Origin of the sequence: Leeuwenhoekiella polynyae, from assembly GCF_004104075.1 — a bacterium.
Taxonomy (GTDB): domain Bacteria; phylum Bacteroidota; class Bacteroidia; order Flavobacteriales; family Flavobacteriaceae; genus Leeuwenhoekiella; species Leeuwenhoekiella polynyae.
In genome coordinates this window covers 354,870-374,010 of the sequence record NZ_QOVK01000002.1, presented here as the reverse complement: position 1 = coordinate 374,010, position 19,141 = coordinate 354,870, and the positions used below count along the sequence as shown (strand labels likewise).

Genomic DNA, 19,141 nt, shown 5'->3' with positions numbered 1-19,141 from the left:
TTAGATCATTTTAGATAGTGTGATGCCTTCTTTAAAGGCATTTAGTTTGGTTGAAAAATCTTCGTTTTTAAAATAACGAGGAATAATTTTTGGCGGATTGAGCAGTTCACGTTGCGTTAAATCATTAATAATGTCCACGTGCTTTAAAGCAAATTTTCCTGCCAGTAGCGGTTGTAGATCACCGCCTTTGCCTAAGTGATCCCGAAGTTCTACGAGACCTTTTAGGTAGATAATATCTTTTAAAAAACCACCTCCCTGAAACATTCTGGAAGTGATATTGAATGCACGTTCTTTTGTGAAACCATAATCGGTATATAGATGATGAAAAACCGATTTAAAGTCGGCACCATTCATTAGATCTTCTCCCGCAACGACACGCCCGGCGAGTATTCTAAGTCGATTCCCTGTAAGTCCGCCTCCTAAATATTCAGAAAGAACTGCAATACCTTCTTGAGTTGCATCATAATCTGCAAAGCCTGCAGAAAGCTGGCTCAACGCCTGTTGACTGCCGTTAAAATGAGTTAGTGCGTGTGTGCCTATCTCATGCTGAATCAATGCCTGAGCTTCATTTACTGTCATTTTATAATCTTCAGGCAAATACAACTCACCATTAGAAACCATAATAATATTGACATCATTTCTTATGTGAACCGTACCTTCATAATGCGGTGCTTGTTCTTTAAAGAAATCAAATTCAGTTTGCGCCATTTTTTGAAACTGATGTGCATCAATTGTTTTTTCTAAAGTTTCCTCGTGATTCTCAGAAATGGTTTCCAGAATGAGCTTTGCTTCGGCTAAAACATTTCGCGGAACACCTTGATATAAGCGAATACTACTGTAGAAGAAATTTTTAGAGCCACGCTCTTTAAGCATTGTGAGCTCTTTGTCTAATTCTTCGCGCTTTTCATTATATAAATAGGAAAGCGAAGGGTCATCGATCTCATCAATTCTTAAATTATACAATTCGCGTTTGAGCAAATCAGGATCTACCGGAAGCAAGCGATAATGATACGAGTCTATTTCTTCAAAATTGGTGTCAAAAAACTTTTTACGTAGCGCCTGAATATTTACAGGAGCAACTAGCCATAAAAATTCATAGCGTGATTGAATTTCAGTGATCTGGCGGTCTATTTTTAAGACCTCGTCATGAATGCGTCTGCGTCCCAGCGTGTGATAGCTGTGAATGTCTGACGTGGTTTGCACTCTAATGAATTCATAAATCGTTTTCTGAATCGCTTTAGCAAACTTGTCTCTAAACATTCTAAAATAAAGCGGATAAACCTTGCCAGATCTGTTACAATAAACCGGCGGAAGTTCTAAACCAAGTAACGTTCCACCAGCGCTTTTTAAATCATCAATGTCAATTAAAGGTTCATCACATGATTTTTGACGGTTCTTTGTATGGCTTATTTCAGCATCTAGTTTTACTTGATACCTTCTGCTGTCTAGTGCAGAAAGTTCTTCAGAAAGGGTTTCCAAGGAAGCCGGAAGTTTATTAGCCGGTCCTTTAATTATAAAACTGGTGCTCTCTGGTTCTCCGCGATACAATTCAACCATAACAAAAGATCCAAAACGCTCCGCCATTTTAGCAGTAAGTTTTTTGATAAAGTCTCTGAAATATTCAAAATGAGAATCGCCAATTATAAGATAGGAAGCACCTGTTCTGGCGAGACGTAGGGTAGCTTTATCTTTAGGTTTTTTGCGGTAAATAAGTAATGCAGGTACATCGTGTTCAAGCACCATAAAACCACCGTGAGGCAGTTCGCTCATCGTCCGCTTCCCGGGTTCTAAATCTGCTAAAAGATCTATGGTTTCGTTTAACATGGAATTCATTCTACAATATTTGAGTAACCAAATTAGCAGAAAGAACTATCTGTAGCAAACGTTTTCGTGGCTGAAGCCTCAGGTTTAAGAGAAGTTTGGCAGGAACGGAACTTGCTTTAACACCGCCTTAGCGAAGTTGAGCAAAATCTTTTTCAAAACAGGATGTCCTATTTTTTTATAACTTACCTCTATAATTTTTTTCTATGAAATTCCATTTGTCAAAAATCTGTATTCTAACATGCTTCTTATTTGTTAGTGTATCTAGTCAAGCAATTGCTCAAAAATCAACAGAAGAAGTCCTGAACGAGGCATTTTCTAAAGCACAACTTGAGGATAAAAAAGTGTTAGTGATCTTTCACGCCTCCTGGTGCAGTTGGTGTAAAAAAATGGAAAAACAACTGAAGGATCCTCAAATCAGTGAATCTATTGAAGATACTTTTGTAGTAACCTACCTTACCGTAATGGAAGCAAAAGATAAAAAAGATCTGGAAAATCCCGGAGCTGCTGAATTTCTGGAGCAACAAGAAGGAGCCCGCTCAGGAATACCTTTTTGGTTGATTTTTGATAAAAATAGGGAGCTGCTCACCAATTCCTTAGATAAAAAAGGAAATAACTTAGGTTGTCCTTACTCTGCACAAGAAGTGGCTGGTTTTTCAGAAAAGCTAAAGGAATATACAGGTCTTTCGCCTCAACAAATAAAAAGTATCGCCGACGTATTTATTGAAAGATAAGATACTGGTTTTAAAATAAGCCGTTTATCTCAGCATCGATCTTGTTGATGATATCTCCCAAGTCCTCTGGGTTATCCACAAAATTGATGTTGTCTACATCAATGATTAGTAAGTTACCTTTGTTGTAATCGTGAATCCAGGCTTCGTAGCGCTCATTCAATCTACTTAGGTAATCTATAGAAATCGAGTTCTCATATTCTCTACCGCGTTTGTGAATCTGGGCTACAAGATTAGGAATACTGCTGCGTAAGTAAATGAGCAAATCAGGGCCTTGTACAACGCTTTCCATCAATTCAAAAAGCGAACTGTAATTGTTAAAATCACGGTTAGTGAGCAAACCCATTGCATGCAGGTTAGGCGCAAAAATATGGGCATCTTCATAAATCGTACGATCTTGAATGATGTCTTTCCCGCTTTCCTGAATCTCGAGCAATTGTCTAAAACGACTGTTTAAGAAATAAACCTGCAGATTAAAAGACCAGCGCTCCATCTCATTATAAAAATCATCTAGATACGGGTTGTCTACCACATCTTCAAACTGCGGTTGCCAGTTGTAATGCTTTGCAAGAAGTTTCGTGAGAGTGGTTTTTCCGGCGCCAATGTTGCCTGCAATAGCTACGTGCATGAGGTTATGATTTAGGTAGGTTTAGTTTGTAGATTGAGATTAAATCAGGACGGTAAAGATACAGGTTTCCTCCTTTCAAATAAAACTGATTACTGTCTTGTGGAAGGTTTTTTAGCAATTCCCATTGAGGATTTTTATCAAGCTTTATAAAAAGTTTGTCGTTCTGAATACTGAATAACTTTTCATCAAATAAAAAAATATCAGAAATAGCTTTATTTTCTTGTTTGCTAAGCAAGCTCCCATACTGATTGTAATGGTATAAATAGGCTTCGGTTAAAACCCAGCACGTATTAAAATCTCCTGCGATCGCAAGAGCGATATCAGGCTGAGGTGTAAAATTGCTGTCTACAGTGTTATTCTGATAATCAAAAAGTTCCAAGCGCTGTAGGTCAGTATTAAATATCCAGAGCCTGCGGTCACTTGCCGTGCGCGCGTGACTTACATTTCTAAAGGGTTCTGACTCATTAAAATTAATGCGGGTAATTTCATTTAAGGTATTATCAAGAATAAGTGCGGTATTGGTTTCGGCATAAAAAACCGTGATACGTAACGGATTTAAAAAATCTACTGAACTTATTTGTCCCAATCTTAAATCGCTAAACTGAATGGTTTTTTCTTTGCTTTTTTTATAAAGTGCGCGGTTTTTTAAGTAATAGAAATTTCCGTAGGAATCAACCCCAATAAATTGATCAGCTTTAAGAGTTGCAATAGTGTCTATAGGGCTTACGGTAATGGTTGAAACGTCCTGAGCATTAATCAAAGGTGAAATCAAGAGTACAAAAAAGAGAAGCAGCCGCATTTCGGAAAAATAAGAAAAAGACACTCAGCGTCCTCTAAAAATAATCTTGAAATTGAATCTTTACCTAGTGTTTAATTCTTTATTTAGAATGTCAATTTATATTCGTAACCGCGTACGTTGATGATTTGAATGCTTTCGTCTTTAGCCAGTTTTTTACGCAGTTTAGAAATGAAAATATCCATGCTGTGGGCAGCAAAAAGAGGGTATGAGTGACGGAAAGATTGAGAAAATTACGCCAAAAAGTTCGCAATTTTTTTCAATCTACAACCAAATCAACCTTTGGAATTTATAATGTCAATTTATACCCGTAACCACGCACATTAATGATTTGAATGCTTTCGTCCTTAGCTAGTTTTTTGCGCAGTTTAGAGATAAAAACATCCATACTGCGGGCGGCAAAAAAGTCGTCTGTATTCCAAAGTTTGTTGAGGATCAGGCTACGGTCAAGCACCTGATTTTTGTTTTTAACCAGATGAAAAAGCAAATGCGCCTCGCGATGCGTGAGCAGAACGAGTTCGTCATCTTCATACTGCAAGGTCTGTTTCGGAAAATTAAACAGATAGCCGCCTATTGTAAGGAGTTCGGAGTTTTTCTGAAAGTTCTTGCGCTGCACCAGATTGTGAATGCGTACAATGAGCTCTTCCATACTAAAGGGCTTTTTGAGGTAGTCGTTACCGCCTATGCTAAAGCCTTCGACTACATCGCGGATTTGCGATTTGGCCGTTAAGAAAATGATGGGGATGGTATCATCCTCTTGCCGTATTTCCTTCGCTAACGTAAAGCCGTCTTTTTTGGGCATCATTACATCCAGAACCAAAGCTTCGTATTCATGTTCTCGGAATAGCTTCAAGGCTTTATCTCCATCTTCAGCGAGATCAACTTTAAAATCCCGGGTTTCCAGACTTTCTTTGACGATTTGCCCTAAAGCGGCCTCATCTTCTGCAAGTAGAATGTTCAGTTTTTCAGACATAGGGTAATTCAATTTTAAAAGTGGTTTGCTCATTAACAGCAACGCTGATGCTTCCGCCGTGCTTTTCAATGATTTTTTTGGTGTAATACAGTCCGATCCCAAAACCTTTTACATCGTGGGTGTTTCCTTTTGGAACGCGGTAAAACTTCTCGAAAATTTGTTTTGCTTCTGCTTTGGTAAGCGTTTTACCTGAATCAGAAATTGTAATTTGACATGTATTCTTAGTAGTTAATAAGCCTACAACGATACTATCTCCACCATATTTTACAGCATTGTCAAGCAAATTATTAAAAGCGTTTTCAAGATGAAATGCATCTGCGAAAACCTCAATAGCATTACCCGAATCTTCAAACGAAAACTGCTTTTGGGGAGCCAGCGTTTGATGTTTCGTAATCAGATTGTTGAGCAGATTATTTACAATAACAGGTTCTTTGTTAAAAGCGAGTTTATCACCATCAAGCGTAGCGGTTTCCAGCAACTTTTCAACCATCATGGTAAGCTTATCAAGCTGGTTAGTTGAGGTGTTTACATACTTGCTGGTTTTAACCGGGTCGTTTTCGGTATTAAAATTTTTAATGCCTTCCAGCGCAACACTTATTGTTGTAATTGGCGTTTTAAACTCATGTGTGATGTTGCTGATGAGGTCGTTTTTGACTTCGGCAAGTTGTTTTTGTCGGTTGATGATATTGAGTAAAAAGATAAGACAGGCGAGTACCGAAGCTACCAGAATGGTAGAAAATACAATACCCAGCAGATTACGCTTCAATATTACCCAAGAAATATTGGCAAAATAGATTTGTAGACTACTATCATCGGGTAGAAGCTTTGAATTTGAAGAGGTGTTAAGATTTGAGGTGTTTATTAATTCAGAATTTACTTTTTGAGCGGTACTGTCTTTTGCAATGAATAAAAGACCATAATCAATATTAAGCTGTTTTCGTGATAATTCTGTCTCAATAAGACTGTCCATTTTTTTAGGTTGAATGGTATCTTCTTTGATCGAAACAATAATTTGAGATGCAAAAGCTTTCCACCGGAGTAATGTGTCGTTTGTAGGCTTTGAGCGATTTGATTTATTAATTGTAAATCGTAGCACGGTGTCTCGATATTTTTTGTTTAGGATAGTGTTTTGTGTCTCTTTACCTTGGAAAAAAGTGTCGTTTTTAGATGCCCTCAGAATAGTAATGTTTTCGATTTGATCATTTTTTATCGAATCTAAACCTTTAAACCCTTTACTGCTTTTATCAATTTTTCGTATGAGGCTGTCGATTTTTGGATTTTTGAGGGGGTTCGCAGAAGAATCGTTTTCAAAATTGATCCCTATCGTATTCTTTTTAGCAAGAATAGTATAATATGTGTTTACTGCATTATCCAGACTTACCTGTACTTCATTGATAAGCTGCTGCTTGCCGGCCTGATAATTTTTATAGTTCCAATACCCCTGTATAGCCAGCGTGACAGCCATAACGGCGGCAATAAAATAAATGAGATACGAATACTTGCGGTTTTGCATACTTCAAAAGTAGCTGTAAAAAAGCTGTTTGTAGGTTTCGGTTAACACTCGTTAACGTTGGTTAACTGTTTTCAAAAGATTTCCTGATCATCTTTGTTTCAGAATCAATCAAAAATCAAACAGTTATGAACATTAAAATGCTATCCATTCTTATTTTCTTTCTCGCTTTTGCGGAAGCATTACAGGCTCAGGATTTTCAGGGCGTCGCCACCTATAAGTCCAGACGTCAGGTCGACCTCAAGATGGAGGGTAAGAATATGACCGATGCGATGCAAAAGCAAATCGCAGATCAGCTAAAAAAGCAATTTGAAAAAACGTATACTCTTACTTTTGACCGCAATCAATCACTCTATAAAGAAGATGAGAAGCTGGCCAGGCCTGATGTGGCCAGTTCCGGAGGTTTTCAGATTAAAATCAGTCAGAGCCGGGAAATTTTGTATAAAAATACAGCAGCAAAGCGTTATGAGCGGCAGGAAGATGTGCTTGGGAAAATCTTTTTGGTTCAGGACAGCCTTCAGAAATCCGATTGGCAACTGGAAAAAGAAACCAAATCTATTGGCGACTATACCTGTTTTAAAGCTACCCGAACCGAAGATGTAACCAGCCAGACCTTTGAGTCAGACTCTATGAAAACCAAAGACACCACATTTACTAAAACGATCACGGCCTGGTACACACCGCAGATTCCTGTAAGTCACGGTCCGGCGATGAACTGGGGTCTGCCGGGTCTTATTCTGGAAGTGCAGGATGGTGACCAAAGTATTTTATGCAGCCAGATCGTACTCAATCCAGAAGATAAAATAGAAATTCACGCTCCTGAAGGCGGCAAAATTGTTGACGAGGCCAGTATGAAAGCCATACAGGAGGAGAAAATGAAAGAATGGATTGAGCGCAACAGCAGCAACCGCGAAGACGGCAAAACCTTTACTATAAAAATTGGGGGTTAAGTGAGTTAGGGCGTTAAACCTAATTGAAAATCATGAGTCCAAGTGCGATAAACTTTTTGACTTATGAAAATCTACAGCATACTCCTGGTCTTTGCAGTATTACTTGCCTTACCTGCCCAGGCTCAAAAATTTGATGGCGGCATCGCTACCTATCAGTCTAAAACTTCATTTGACATGAACAATTTCGGCGGTCGCGAGATGAGCGAGCAGATGAAAAAGCAAATCGCCGAGCGTATGAAGAGTCGACTTGAGAAGACGTTTACGCTTTCCTTCAGTAAAGATGAATCTATTTACGAGGAGGAAGAAAAACTGGAAGCTCCCGGTGCCGGTGGCGGAATGCGCTTTATGGGCGGCGGTTTTTCGCAAGGTGGAATTTATAAAAACATTGCAGACGATGTCTACGCGCGCCAAAATGAGTTGATGGGCAAGACTTTTTTAGTCAAAGACACACTTGCTAAACTGGACTGGAAGCTCGAGAAAGAAAGCAAAATGATAGGTCAGTATGCGGCTTTTAAGGCTACTGCTGTTCGGAAAACTGAGCAGAATCCCTGGGAGGCTTTACGTCGAAACCGTAACGCACAGGCAGATACTACGGCTACAGAAGCACCAAAGGAAATGGTAATCACTGCGTGGTACACTCCGCAAATTCCCGTAAGTCAGGGACCCGATGAATACTGGGGATTACCCGGTTTAATCCTGGAGGTTAATGCCGGTCCTACGGTGATTTTATGCAACAAAATCGTCATCAATCCGCAGAGTGGTCTCGAGATCGAAATGCCTGGAAAAGGAGATGAAGTAAGCCGGGAGGAGTACGAGAAAATCGTAGCCGAAAAAACCAAAGAAATGAGCGAGCGTATGGGCGGCGGTCGTGGTGGTTTCGGTCGCGGGCGAGGCTAGTTCATACCAGACAACATTCACGATCAACCAAAATCTATGAAATATATTTTTACTTTATTTCTGTTGCTTAGCCTTACGGCGAAAGCCCAAAGCGTACGCGTAAGCGGTACGGTAAAAGACAGCATAGGCACCCCGCTTGAGTTGGCAAACATCATTGCCACACGAGCAGATACGGGCGAGATGGAATCCTATGCGATTTCCAATTCAGATGGGCGGTATCAATTTAATCTACCTTCAGGAGCATCCTACTCATTGGTTGCCAGTTTTCTGGGGCTTGCACCCACTACAAAAGAGATTAGCATAGCCAAAGACGCCGAAGATCTTAGTCTGGATTTTGTACTGATGCCGGCTGCAAACCAGCTTGATGATGTGGAAATTGTTTATGAGATGCCCGTGGTTGTCCGCGGCGATACGATTGTTTACAACACCGATAGTTTTACCAACGGTACCGAGCAAAAACTGGGCGACGTGCTTAAAAAACTTCCCGGGGTAACGGTTGATGATGACGGACAGATTCAGGTAGAAGGCCAAACGGTTTCTAAAGTGATGATTGAAGGAAAAGATTTTTTTGACGGCAGCTCGAAGCTGGCAGTTAAAAATATTCCGGCAGATGCCTTGAAAAAGGTCGAAGTATTGAAAAATTACAATGAGGTTGACCAGATGCGCGGTCTGGGTAATGACCAAAATAACGTGGCGATCAATCTAAAGCTGAAGGAAGGCAAAAAGAACTTTTGGTTTGGTGAAGTACAGGGCGGTATTGGCGATGGAGGGGAAACCCGCTATCTGGGTAGTGCCAAGCTGTTTTATTACAGCCCAAAGGGGAGCATCAACCTAATTGGGAACACCAACAATACCGGTGATGTGCCGTTTACATTCAGAGATTATTTCAACTTTACCGGAGGTTTCCGCAATTTTAACCAGCGCGGTGGAACCTCGTTCAACATTTCAGACAGCGGTCTGGGCTTTTTGGTTACGCAAAACAACCGTGCTCAGGAAATCAACACCAATTTTGCTGCGGCTAACTTCAGCTATGAAGCTTCAGATGCCTGGGATTTGAGTGGTTTTACTTTGTTTAGCGATAATTCTACCGATTTTATGCAGCGTTCTCTTCGGAACTATATCGCAACTCAGGCAACGGAGTTAAATACTGAAAACAGCAATCAGGCCAATCAGCTGGCGATGGCAAAATTCAGCAGCATTTATAAACCGAATGACAAGCTGCAAATTGACTATGATGTTTTAGCCAAAAAATCGCAGCAATCTGAAATGACGGATGCGCTTTCGGTTTTTACCCGAAATGATACGATCATTAGAAACCCGATAGCTGAGCAAAAAGACAATGAACCCTTTAGTTTAAATCAAAACTTAAACGCCTATTATACGCTTGACGACAAGAATATTTTTGCCGGGTTTGTACAGCATTTGTATCAAAATGAAGATCCCTTTTACAATGCGATCCTGGGGCAGCAGCCTTTTACAGAAATCCTTCCGCTAGATACGCTTCAAAGCAAAACGCGTTTTGACATCAATCAGGATAAGCTGATCAAAACGAATAAGCTGGATAGCAAGATTGATTATTACTACGTGATCAACGACAAGAGCAATCTCAATCTTACGGTGGGGACGACGCTGAGCAGGCAGGATTTCAATTCAGGAATTTTCCAGATTTTAGAAGACGGAACCGTTAATACCTTTGCAGGAGACAGCCTGAATAATGACGTGACGTATAAATTTAGTGATGTGTTTTTAGGCGCACACTACAAGTTTAAAACCGGAATTTTTACATTTACCCCTGGTGTGACGCTGCACAACTACACGGTTTCTTCAGAGCAGTTGGGAACCAAAACCAGCAGTAATGAATACAAATTGCTTCCGGATTTATTTGCTATTGCGCAGTTTAAGCAAAGCGAAAGCTTACGCCTCAATTATCAAATGACAGCCGATTATACAGACGTTAATAATTTCGCCGAAGGCTATGTTTTCAATAACTACAACCGGATGTTTCGTGGTAACCGGGATATTGAGAACGCGATTTTTCATACGGCCAGCCTCAATTACTTCAACTTTAATATGTTCAACTTCACAAACCTGAACGGGGGCGTGAGTTATACTCGAAGAGTTGATGCGATAAAAAGTCAGACGGCTATTAACAGCATCAATCAGGCTTCATCGCCCATCAACAGTAACTTTGTAGATGAGGTGTTGAGTGCCAACGGGCGTTTTCAAAAAACGTTTAGAAAATGGAAGGCTAATTTAAGCGGAAACGTTTCATATAGCGAACTCAATAATATTGTAAACAATCAGCCGGCTTTGTCGCAGAATTTTACGCAGAATTATCAGGGAAGTGTGGAGACCAATTTTAAAAATGCTCCCAACTTTGAAGTAGGTTACAACCGAAGCATCAATAATTATCAAAACGGAAACAGCGACCGCACGTTCTTTACAGATCGTCCTTTTGCTAACGTAGATGTGCGATTTTTAAAGGGCTTTACTTTTACCGCAGACTGGAGTTATTACAATTATTATGATAAAGACGACACCGTGCAAAACGAGTACGCCTTTTTTGAAGCCTCTTTGCGGTATCAAAAACCAGAGAGCAAGTGGGAATTTCGTCTGGACGGTACCAATTTACTCAATGTAGAATCGCTCAACAACGACAGTTTTAATGAAAACTTCAGCACCACAACCGAGTATTTTGTGATGCCGCGCATCGTGATGCTATCGGTGAAATATAATTTGTAAAATTTCTTCTATAATATAAAAGCCCGAAGCAATGCTTCGGGCTTTTTAGTTTTAAGGATTTTCTGAGGTGTGATTAAGCTTGTTCAAGCTTATTAATTTTCATCTCATAATTTTCAATAGCCTCCGCTATTTTATCAACGTTGTCAGAAGCTTTTTGATGGGCTTCTTCCATTGTTTTTTCTAAATCTTTATCAGGATTTTGAAAAAGGTCTGTAATTACGTGGTTGATCTTATCAAGAATGCTTTCCTGGCTATTTTTAATATCTTCCAGTTTATGAAGCATTTTTTCCATTTCATCATACTTTGCTTGATCCATAATTTTTAAATTTTATAGAAACAAGATACCGGTTCACTCGAGTGTTTTTTAGAAAATTAACCCAATTTTAAAAGAAATTAGGGGTTTTTAACGGTAAGCAGTTAAAAATGATACTTATCTAATAACCCCTATCCGCTTTAACCTGATTTTTTAATTCTTCACCATTTTCCATTCGCTGATAGTTTTCTGCTACTTGAGCAGAAACTGATTTCGCATTACTCATACTCGCGATGTGTGGCGTAATGATGACATCTTCCCGATTCCAAAATGGGTGGTCTTCAGGTAAAGGTTCTTTATGAAAGACATCTAGAGCAGCACTGCTTAATTGGTTTGTATTTAAAGCTTCAATAAGATCATCATCAACCAAATGTCCGCCTCGTGCAACGTTAATCAGATAGGAGCCCTTTGGGAGTTTTTTGAATAATTTATAATTTAAAATCCCCTCAGTTTCTTCAGTAAGAGGAAGTAGACAAACTAGAATTTCAGCTTTAGATAAAAAGTCATCCAATTCGTTTTGTGTAAAACTTGTTATTCCTTCAACTTTCTTTTTAGAATGTGACCAACCCAAAACCTTAAAGCCAATATCTTTAAGCATTCTACCTACAGCCTGACCGAGTGTTCCAAAACCTAGTATACCTACCGTGACATCTTTTCCGCGTTTGTAATCAGTAGGTTTCCAGATTCCTTCTTTTTGTAATTTGGTATAAGTTTTTAGATTTCTAATGTGGTTTAAGCATAAAGCCGAAACAAATTCTTGCATATCACTGGCAAGCTTATTATCTACAACACGGGTTAAGATTACATCTTTTGGTAAAGAAGGATCTTCAAAAAGATGATCTACACCCGCGCCCATTGAGCCGATTACTTTGAGGTTACTATAGTTTGCATAACTGCCTTTTGGCGCTTTCCAGGTTATAGCCATCGTAGCATTTGCAGGATCTTTTATGGTTTCTGGAGTCAAAACCTCAATAGACGGGTCAGCCTCATTTAATGCGTCAATCCACGCTTGATAATTTTTATCGTTTCGAATAAGTAGAAGGGCCATTACTGAAAATTTAAATCTTAATTATTAAGTAAAATTAAAAAATGCCACCCGTAGTGAGTGGCATTCTAAAGCGTTTATGATATTTATAACTATAAGTTAAAAGTTTCTTTTACTTTATCAACATAATCTAGTTTTTCCCAAGTGAATAATTCAACTTCCTTGGTGATTTTACCACTATACGGACTTTCAAAAACTTTAGTGATCACTTGTGGATCTTTACCCATATGACCGTAAGCTGCAGTTTCTCTATAAATAGGGTTGCGCAATTTTAAGCGTTCTTCAATCGCTGCGGGGCGCATGTCAAAAAGCTCACGCACTTTTGTTGCGATCTCGCCGTTGCTGAGGTCTACTTTTTTAGTCCCGTACGTATCAACAAAAATGGAAGTAGGTTCTACTACACCGATCGCATAGGATACCTGTACCAAAACTTCGTCTGCCACACCGGCTGCAACCAGATTCTTTGCAATATGACGTGCCGCATAGGCTGCAGAACGGTCTACCTTACTAGGGTCTTTACCTGAGAATGCACCACCACCGTGAGCACCTTTACCGCCATACGTGTCTACAATAATCTTGCGACCGGTAAGACCTGCATCTCCGTGAGGACCGCCAATTACAAACTTTCCGGTTGGGTTGATATGATAGGTAATATCGTCGTTAAAAAGTTTGGCTAAATCATCTGTTAACCCCGCTTTTACACGCGGAATCAATATCGAAATAATATCTTTCTTGATTTTAGCCAGCATTTTTTCATCTTCATCAAATTCGTCGTGCTGAGTAGAGACTACGATTGCTACAATTTTCTGCGGAATGTTATCATCAGAATATTCAATAGTTACCTGAGCTTTTGCATCTGGACGTAAATATGGAATATCTTTTTCTTCGCGACGCAGTTTAGCCAGTTCGATCATAATGCGATGCGAAATGTCTAGCGCAAGCGGCATATAATTTTCAGTTTCTTTAGTTGCATAGCCAAACATCATTCCCTGATCACCGGCACCTTGCTCTTCTTTTGAAGCGCGATCCACACCCTGATTGATATCTTGCGATTGCTCATGAATCAAAGAGATTACCCCGCAGCTGTCACCGCTAAATTGGTAGGCCCCTTTGGTATAGCCTATGTCATTGATCACACCCCGCGCAATGTTTTGAACATCAATGTACGTGTCGCTTTTTACTTCTCCGGCTAGTACAACTTGTCCGGTAGTAACAAGGGTTTCACAAGCTACTTTAGACTCCGGGTCAAAAGCTAGGAAATTATCAAGTAAGGTATCGCTGATTTGATCAGCGATTTTATCAGGGTGTCCTTCAGACACACTTTCTGAGGTAAATAAATAAGCCATTAAGCATTTTTTTATTCCCGTAACTGGGATTAAACGTCGAAGAACGATTTGACAAATACAATGAAAATGGTAGTGTGTTACTGCCTTTAGCATTTTTTACGCCAAAATCAATCGGCATAAGAGGTTGCAATCAGTCAAATCTTTCCTCTTTAGGCTGGCAAATGTATAAATTTAGAAGGTATTACAAAACAGGATTTAAAATCTTATGATATTTTATGATTTGATAAAAATAAACCGATTTTGTTTGCATAGTTCTAAAACGTTTTGCAATATTTGTGCTCACAAAGTTCACATACTTACTGAAATGTTATCAAGAAAGGCGGAGGGATTAGACCCTGTGAAGCCTTAGCAACCCTTCCCCCGGGATGAAGGTGCTACATTCTACAACAGCTTAGCTGATGATAGATAACTAACGAGTCATTTTTTTCTTAAATGACTTTATGATTCTTAATAACATTTTTCTTGTAACGAATGCCGGTTACCGGCAGCAGACTTTGGGTTTAATTTAGTTTTAACTCAAAAAAACAGAAAAATGAGTGCACAAAAATTTTCGACTCAGGCGTTACACGCGGGTCACGACACAACAGTAAATGGCGGTACCCGTGCGGTGCCTATTTATCAAACCACCAGTTACGTTTTTAACGATTCAGACCATGCGGCAGGTTTATTCAACCTTTCACAGCCGGGTTACATATACACGCGCTTAAATAACCCGACTAATGATGTGTTGGAGCAACGCCTTGCAGCTATTGAAGGCGGTATTGGTGCGGTGGTTACCGCTTCGGGTACGGCTGCAATTAATACAGCTTTACTTACGCTTTTAAAGCAGGGCGATCATATTGTGGCTTCCAGCAGTTTGTATGGTGGTACTTACAATTTGCTGAGCGTAACGCTTCCGCGATTTGGCATAACTACAACTTTTGTAAATCCGGATGAGGTATCCAATTTTAAAGATGCCATTCAGGAAAATACACGCGCTGTTTTTGTAGAATCTTTGGGTAATCCAAAGCTTGATGTTTTGGACTTGGAAGCTATTTCCGCAGTCGCGAAAGAGAGCCGCATTCCATTAATCGTTGATAATACGGTGGCTTCTCCGGCTTTGCTAAATCCCATTGCGCACGGGGCTAATATTGTAATTCATTCGTTGACCAAATACATCAACGGTAACGGAACCTCTTTAGGAGGAGCAATCATTGACGCTGGTACTTTTGACTGGTCTAGCGGAAAGTTTCCGGAGTTTACCGAGCCTTCTGCCGGATATCATGGTCTGGTATACCACGAAGCTTTGGGGCCTGCAGCGTTTATCGCTAAAGTGCGGGTTGAAGGATTGCGCGATCACGGTGCGGCATTGAGTCCGTTTAACGCGTTTCAGATCATTCAGGGCTTAGAGACTTTATCTATTCGTATCAAGCAGCACAGCGAAAATGCTTTGGCTCTGGCGGAATGGCTGGAAGCACAGCCCGAAGTTACCTGGGTAAATTATCCCGGACTTGCGAGCAGTAAGTATAATGATTTAGCTAAAAAATACCTTCCAAAAGGACAAAGCGGTATTGTGACCTTTGGTCTTAAAAGTGGCTTTGAAAGTGCAAAAACCGTAGCCGATAAAACCGAAATCTTTTCGCTTTTGGCAAATATTGGCGACACCAAGTCTTTGATTATCCACCCTGCGAGTACGACTCATCAGCAATTACCTGATGATGCTCAGGAATCTACCGGCGTGACTAAAGATTTGATTCGTCTTTCAGTTGGTCTTGAGGATATTGAGGATTTAAAAAATGATTTAAAAGCAGCATTTGCGGAGATTAAACAAACCGAAACTGCTTAAAATAACTGAAGATTGAAGTTAATCTAGTTGTCAAACTGAGCCTGTCGAAGTTTATAAATTAAAAATTCTTCGACAAGTTCAGACTGACACTAACCTCTTAGTCTTTTTCTAATTTAGAAAGATTCCCTAAAATGTTACACAAACTTAACCTTCCCGGATTTAAGACTCAATCAGGATTTCAGCTTGACCTGTTGCTCAGTTATGAGACTTTTGGTCAGCCACTCGGCACGGCTCCAGTGATTTTAGTCAATCACGCCCTTACGGGAAATTCGCACGTAAGCGGTCCCGATGGCTGGTGGAATGAACTCATAGGCGATGATAAATGCATCGATACGCGCAAGTACAGTATTCTTTCGTTTAATATTCCGGGTAACGGCTATGACGGCTTTTTGATTGAAAACTATAAAGAATTTGTCGCGCAGGATGTCGCACGGGCTTTTTTAGAAGGATTAAAGGAACTTAAAATCAATGAGCTCTTTGCCATTATTGGCGGTTCATTGGGTGGTGGTATCGCCTGGGAAATGGTCGCGCTGCAACCTGCGATCACCCAGCATTTAATCCCCGTAGCGTCTGACTGGAAATCTACAGATTGGCTCATCGCCAATTGCCAGATTCAGGAGCAGATTTTAAAAAATTCCTCACAGCCGGTTCACGATGCGCGTATGCACGCGATGTTGTGTTACCGCACGCCGGAATCGTTTAAAAATAAATTTCAGCGAAGCACTAATGAAGATCTCAATATTTTCAACGTTGAGAGTTGGTTAGATCATCACGGCCATAAATTGAAAGATCGCTTTCAGGTTTCAGCCTATAAATTGATGAACCAATTGCTTAAAACCATTGATGTTACCCGTGGTCGCGAAGGTTTTAATGAAATTTTGAGTCAGGTTGAAGCCAATATTCACATCGTGGGCGTAGATTCAGATTTGTTTTTTACGCCTGTTGAAAACCGGGAGACTTACAAGCAACTGGCGCAGGTTAAGAATAATGTAACCTATGGCGAAATCCATTCGGTACACGGGCACGATGCTTTTTTAATTGAATTTGAACAGTTGGAGCAATTGCTGTATCCGGTCTTTAGAGCCGATACCGCAAAGCTAAAAATTTTAAAATTCGGCGGAAAATCACTGGCAAACGGAAACGGACTCGATACCGTCTTAAATATCATTAAGACTAAAGTCGAAAATGGCGAGCGCATCGCGGTGGTACTTTCGGCACGAGGTGGTGCGACCGATGAGCTGGAAGCAATCCTGGAAGCTGCAGCTTCAGGGCGGGAGTTTCAGCATCAGTTTGAAGCGTTTAAAAAGTATCAGCAAAATGATTTTGACGTAGATCTTTCCGAAGAATTCACAGAACTCAAGCGTCTTTTTGATGGGGTTGCCTTACTTGGTGATTATAGCAAGAAAGTAAAAGATGAAATCTTGTCTTATGGCGAATTGATTTCGGTAAAAACCGTAACCCATCTGTTGCAAAAGCAAGGCGTGAAAGCCCAGTTTACAGATTCGCGTAAGCTTATAAAAACCAATGGAACCTTTGGCAACGCACAACCCAATGACAAGCTTTCCAAAGAGCAGGTAGTTAAGCATTTTACAAAGTATAATGGGGAGACGGTAAACATCGTGACCGGTTTTATCGCGAGTGATGATAACAACCAGACCACGACTTTAGGGCGTAATGGCAGTAATTACACGGCTTCACTTTTAGCCAATTATCTGGATGCCGGCGAATTGCAAAATTATACGCACGTAGACGGAATTTTCACCGCGAATCCAGACCTGGTTCCCGATGCGCAAAAGATCGAACGTCTTACCTATAGCGAGGCAAACGAACTGGCCAATTTTGGGACTTCGGTATTGCACGCCAAGACGATTATTCCGTTGATTGAGAAGAATATTCCGCTACGCATTCTTAACACGTTTAAGGCTGATGATGCAGGAACACTGATCACTGCACAGACCGAGCAGGAAGGCATCAAATCCCTTTCGGTATTGAGCGACATGGCGTTGATCAATTTGGAAGGCCGCGGTTTGTTGGGAAAAGTAGGGGTGGATGCCCGTATTTTTAGGGCTTTAGGAAACAGCGGCGTAAATGTGAGCATTATTGCTCAGGGTTCTTCTGAACGGGGAATTGGTTTGGTTGTCGAGGCCAAGCAGGCGCAACAGGCTATTTCGGCCCTTCGGTTTGAGTTTGAAGCCGATTTCCAAAGTCAGGATGTTAACCGCATCGAAATTATTGATGAGGTTGCGGTGATTTCGATAATAGGTCAGGATCTGAGCAGTTTTCATAAACCCTATAGCGAACTCATCAAGAACGGGATTGTTCCGTTGTTGTTCAACAATACGGTTACCGGAAAAAACGTGAGTGTGGTGGTGCGCAAACCGCAACTGACCAAGGCTCTTAATGTGGTGCACGGGGAAATTTTTGGTATTGCCAAAAAAATAAATATTGCCATTTTCGGTCATGGATTGGTGGGGGGTACGTTGATCGATCAGATCGTAGCATCTGCCGAAACCATACAGGAACGTAAAGGAATCGCGCTGAATATTTTCGCGGTAGCAAATTCTAAAAAAGTCTTGTTTGATAAAAACGGCGTTTCAGAAAGCTGGAAAACCGATTTTAAAAGTCAGGCAAAAGAAGCCGGAGTAAAAGAAGTGATCGCTTTCGCGAAAGCTAATCATTTGGCAAATCTAATTGCGATTGACAATACGGCAAGTGCTGCGTTTATCGAGAATTACATCGAACTGGCGCAAAACGGATTTGATCTGGTTTCTTCTAATAAAATAGCCAACACGGTAGGTTTTGATTTTTATCAAAAATTGCGTCGGGTTTTAGATGAAAACAACAAGCGTTACCTGTATGAAACCAACGTGGGTGCGGGACTTCCGCTGATAGATACCATACGTTTGTTGCATCTTTCGGGCGATAATATCACCCGTATCAAAGGCGTTTTTAGCGGTTCGTTGAGTTACTTGTTCAATACTTTTTCGGTAGAAGATCGCGATTTTTCAAAAGTTTTGCAGGATGCGATTGATAAAGGTTTTACCGAGCCTGATCCGCGGGAAGATTTGGGCGGAAACGATGTGGGACGTAAATTGTTGATTTTGGCTCGCGAACTCGACTTACACAAAGAGTTTAGTGATGTGCAGATCCAAAGCCTCATTCCTGAAAATTTACGGGAAGGAGCCGCATCAGACTTTTTAGGAAGACTAAAAGAGCTCGATTCGGTTTTTGAAGCGCGTAAAAAAGCCTTAAAAGAAGATGAAGTTCTGCGTTATGTTGGCGACCTTTACGGCGATTTATCTCAGGAAGATGGAGGGACTTTAGAAGTGAAACTGGTTACCGTTTCTAAAAGTTCGGCATTGGGTCAGGTAAAAGGCAGCGATAGTATTTTTGAAATTTACACCGAATCCTACGGAGAGAATCCCTTAGTGATTCAGGGTGCCGGAGCAGGAGCAGCTGTGACTGCACGGGGCGTTTTTGGAGATATATTGAAACTCGCAGAGCGGAATAACTAGTAAATATTGTTATTGATATTATTATTATTATTATTATTATTATTGGGTT

14 protein-coding genes and 1 riboswitch are annotated in these 19,141 nt (G+C 40.4%); of the genes, 6 read left to right on the top strand and 8 right to left on the bottom strand.

Going from position 1 to position 19,141, the window contains the following annotated elements:
- Positions 1-1,833: a flavohemoglobin expression-modulating QEGLA motif protein gene (locus DSM02_RS04835; RefSeq protein WP_240673980.1), complete on the bottom strand. Its 1,833-nt coding sequence runs from the start codon at positions 1,831-1,833 to the stop codon at positions 1-3.
- 194 nt (positions 1,834-2,027) lie between these two features.
- Here DSM02_RS04835 and DSM02_RS04830 point away from each other — a divergent pair, with 194 nt between their 5' ends.
- Complete coding sequence (locus DSM02_RS04830; RefSeq protein ID WP_128764581.1) at positions 2,028-2,555, top strand: thioredoxin family protein; 528 nt, start codon at positions 2,028-2,030, stop codon at positions 2,553-2,555.
- A 10-nt stretch (positions 2,556-2,565) separates the two neighbouring features.
- Here the strand turns inward: DSM02_RS04830 and DSM02_RS04825 are convergent, their stop codons facing one another.
- The 4 genes from DSM02_RS04825 to DSM02_RS04805 form a co-directional block, all read right to left on the bottom strand.
- Positions 2,566-3,180: a deoxynucleoside kinase gene (locus tag DSM02_RS04825; RefSeq protein WP_128760005.1), complete on the bottom strand. Its 615-nt coding sequence runs from the start codon at positions 3,178-3,180 to the stop codon at positions 2,566-2,568.
- A 4-nt stretch (positions 3,181-3,184) separates the two neighbouring features.
- Complete coding sequence (locus DSM02_RS04820) at positions 3,185-3,979, bottom strand: hypothetical protein (protein WP_128764580.1); 795 nt, start codon at positions 3,977-3,979, stop codon at positions 3,185-3,187.
- 286 nt (positions 3,980-4,265) lie between these two features.
- Positions 4,266-4,949, bottom strand: coding sequence for a response regulator transcription factor (locus DSM02_RS04810; RefSeq protein ID WP_128764579.1), 684 nt, complete (start codon positions 4,947-4,949; stop codon positions 4,266-4,268).
- Positions 4,942-6,462 (bottom strand): sensor histidine kinase, encoded by a 1,521-nt coding sequence (locus DSM02_RS04805; protein ID WP_128764578.1) that lies wholly within the window; start codon positions 6,460-6,462, stop codon positions 4,942-4,944. The genes DSM02_RS04810 and DSM02_RS04805 overlap by 8 nt, the downstream gene beginning before the upstream one ends.
- Positions 6,463-6,587: 125 nt before the next feature.
- On the opposite strand from DSM02_RS04805, the gene DSM02_RS04800 reads away from it, so the two are divergent.
- From DSM02_RS04800 to DSM02_RS04790, 3 genes are all read left to right on the top strand, one after another.
- Positions 6,588-7,409, top strand: coding sequence for a GLPGLI family protein (locus DSM02_RS04800; protein WP_128764577.1), 822 nt, complete (start codon positions 6,588-6,590; stop codon positions 7,407-7,409).
- A gap of 63 nt (positions 7,410-7,472) precedes the next feature.
- A complete protein-coding gene (locus DSM02_RS04795; RefSeq protein WP_128764576.1) occupies positions 7,473-8,306 on the top strand; it encodes a GLPGLI family protein in 834 nt (277 codons plus the stop codon).
- 36 nt (positions 8,307-8,342) lie between these two features.
- A complete protein-coding gene (locus DSM02_RS04790) occupies positions 8,343-11,048 on the top strand; it encodes a carboxypeptidase-like regulatory domain-containing protein (RefSeq protein WP_128764575.1) in 2,706 nt (901 codons plus the stop codon).
- A 73-nt stretch (positions 11,049-11,121) separates the two neighbouring features.
- Here DSM02_RS04790 and DSM02_RS04785 read toward each other — a convergent pair whose 3' ends face one another.
- From DSM02_RS04785 to metK, 3 genes are all read right to left on the bottom strand, one after another.
- On the bottom strand, positions 11,122-11,364 hold the full coding sequence (locus DSM02_RS04785) for a hypothetical protein (RefSeq protein WP_128764574.1): 243 nt from the start codon (positions 11,362-11,364) through the stop codon (positions 11,122-11,124).
- A gap of 118 nt (positions 11,365-11,482) precedes the next feature.
- Positions 11,483-12,409 (bottom strand): 2-hydroxyacid dehydrogenase, encoded by a 927-nt coding sequence (locus DSM02_RS04780; RefSeq protein ID WP_128764573.1) that lies wholly within the window; start codon positions 12,407-12,409, stop codon positions 11,483-11,485.
- Positions 12,410-12,498: 89 nt separating this feature from the next.
- Positions 12,499-13,752, bottom strand: a complete 1,254-nt coding sequence (gene metK, locus DSM02_RS04775) for a methionine adenosyltransferase (protein WP_128764572.1) — start codon at positions 13,750-13,752, stop codon at positions 12,499-12,501.
- 304 nt (positions 13,753-14,056) lie between these two features.
- Positions 14,057-14,164, top strand: a riboswitch (SAM riboswitch).
- A gap of 120 nt (positions 14,165-14,284) precedes the next feature.
- Between metK and DSM02_RS04770 the strand changes: the two genes are divergently transcribed.
- Together DSM02_RS04770 and thrA are read left to right on the top strand one after the other, a co-directional pair.
- Positions 14,285-15,577 (top strand): O-acetylhomoserine aminocarboxypropyltransferase/cysteine synthase family protein, encoded by a 1,293-nt coding sequence (locus DSM02_RS04770; RefSeq protein WP_128764571.1) that lies wholly within the window; start codon positions 14,285-14,287, stop codon positions 15,575-15,577.
- 131 nt (positions 15,578-15,708) lie between these two features.
- Positions 15,709-19,092, top strand: coding sequence for a bifunctional aspartate kinase/homoserine dehydrogenase I (gene thrA, locus DSM02_RS04765; RefSeq protein WP_128764570.1), 3,384 nt, complete (start codon positions 15,709-15,711; stop codon positions 19,090-19,092).
- Positions 19,093-19,141: the final 49 nt, after the last annotated feature.

Coding starts and splice junctions, on each gene's coding strand:
- DSM02_RS04835 (WP_240673980.1), bottom strand. CDS start 1,833: ATGAATTCCATGTTAAACGAAACCATAGATCTTTTAGCAGATTTAGAA.
- thrA (WP_128764570.1), top strand. CDS start 15,709: ATGTTACACAAACTTAACCTTCCCGGATTTAAGACTCAATCAGGATTT.
- DSM02_RS04785 (WP_128764574.1), bottom strand. CDS start 11,364: ATGGATCAAGCAAAGTATGATGAAATGGAAAAAATGCTTCATAAACTG.
- DSM02_RS04790 (WP_128764575.1), top strand. CDS start 8,343: ATGAAATATATTTTTACTTTATTTCTGTTGCTTAGCCTTACGGCGAAA.
- metK (WP_128764572.1), bottom strand. CDS start 13,752: ATGGCTTATTTATTTACCTCAGAAAGTGTGTCTGAAGGACACCCTGAT.
- DSM02_RS04825 (WP_128760005.1), bottom strand. CDS start 3,180: ATGCACGTAGCTATTGCAGGCAACATTGGCGCCGGAAAAACCACTCTC.
- DSM02_RS04805 (WP_128764578.1), bottom strand. CDS start 6,462: ATGCAAAACCGCAAGTATTCGTATCTCATTTATTTTATTGCCGCCGTT.
- DSM02_RS04770 (WP_128764571.1), top strand. CDS start 14,285: ATGAGTGCACAAAAATTTTCGACTCAGGCGTTACACGCGGGTCACGAC.
- DSM02_RS04800 (WP_128764577.1), top strand. CDS start 6,588: ATGAACATTAAAATGCTATCCATTCTTATTTTCTTTCTCGCTTTTGCG.
- DSM02_RS04830 (WP_128764581.1), top strand. CDS start 2,028: ATGAAATTCCATTTGTCAAAAATCTGTATTCTAACATGCTTCTTATTT.
- DSM02_RS04820 (WP_128764580.1), bottom strand. CDS start 3,979: ATGCGGCTGCTTCTCTTTTTTGTACTCTTGATTTCACCTTTGATTAAT.
- DSM02_RS04780 (WP_128764573.1), bottom strand. CDS start 12,409: ATGGCCCTTCTACTTATTCGAAACGATAAAAATTATCAAGCGTGGATT.
- DSM02_RS04795 (WP_128764576.1), top strand. CDS start 7,473: ATGAAAATCTACAGCATACTCCTGGTCTTTGCAGTATTACTTGCCTTA.
- DSM02_RS04810 (WP_128764579.1), bottom strand. CDS start 4,949: ATGTCTGAAAAACTGAACATTCTACTTGCAGAAGATGAGGCCGCTTTA.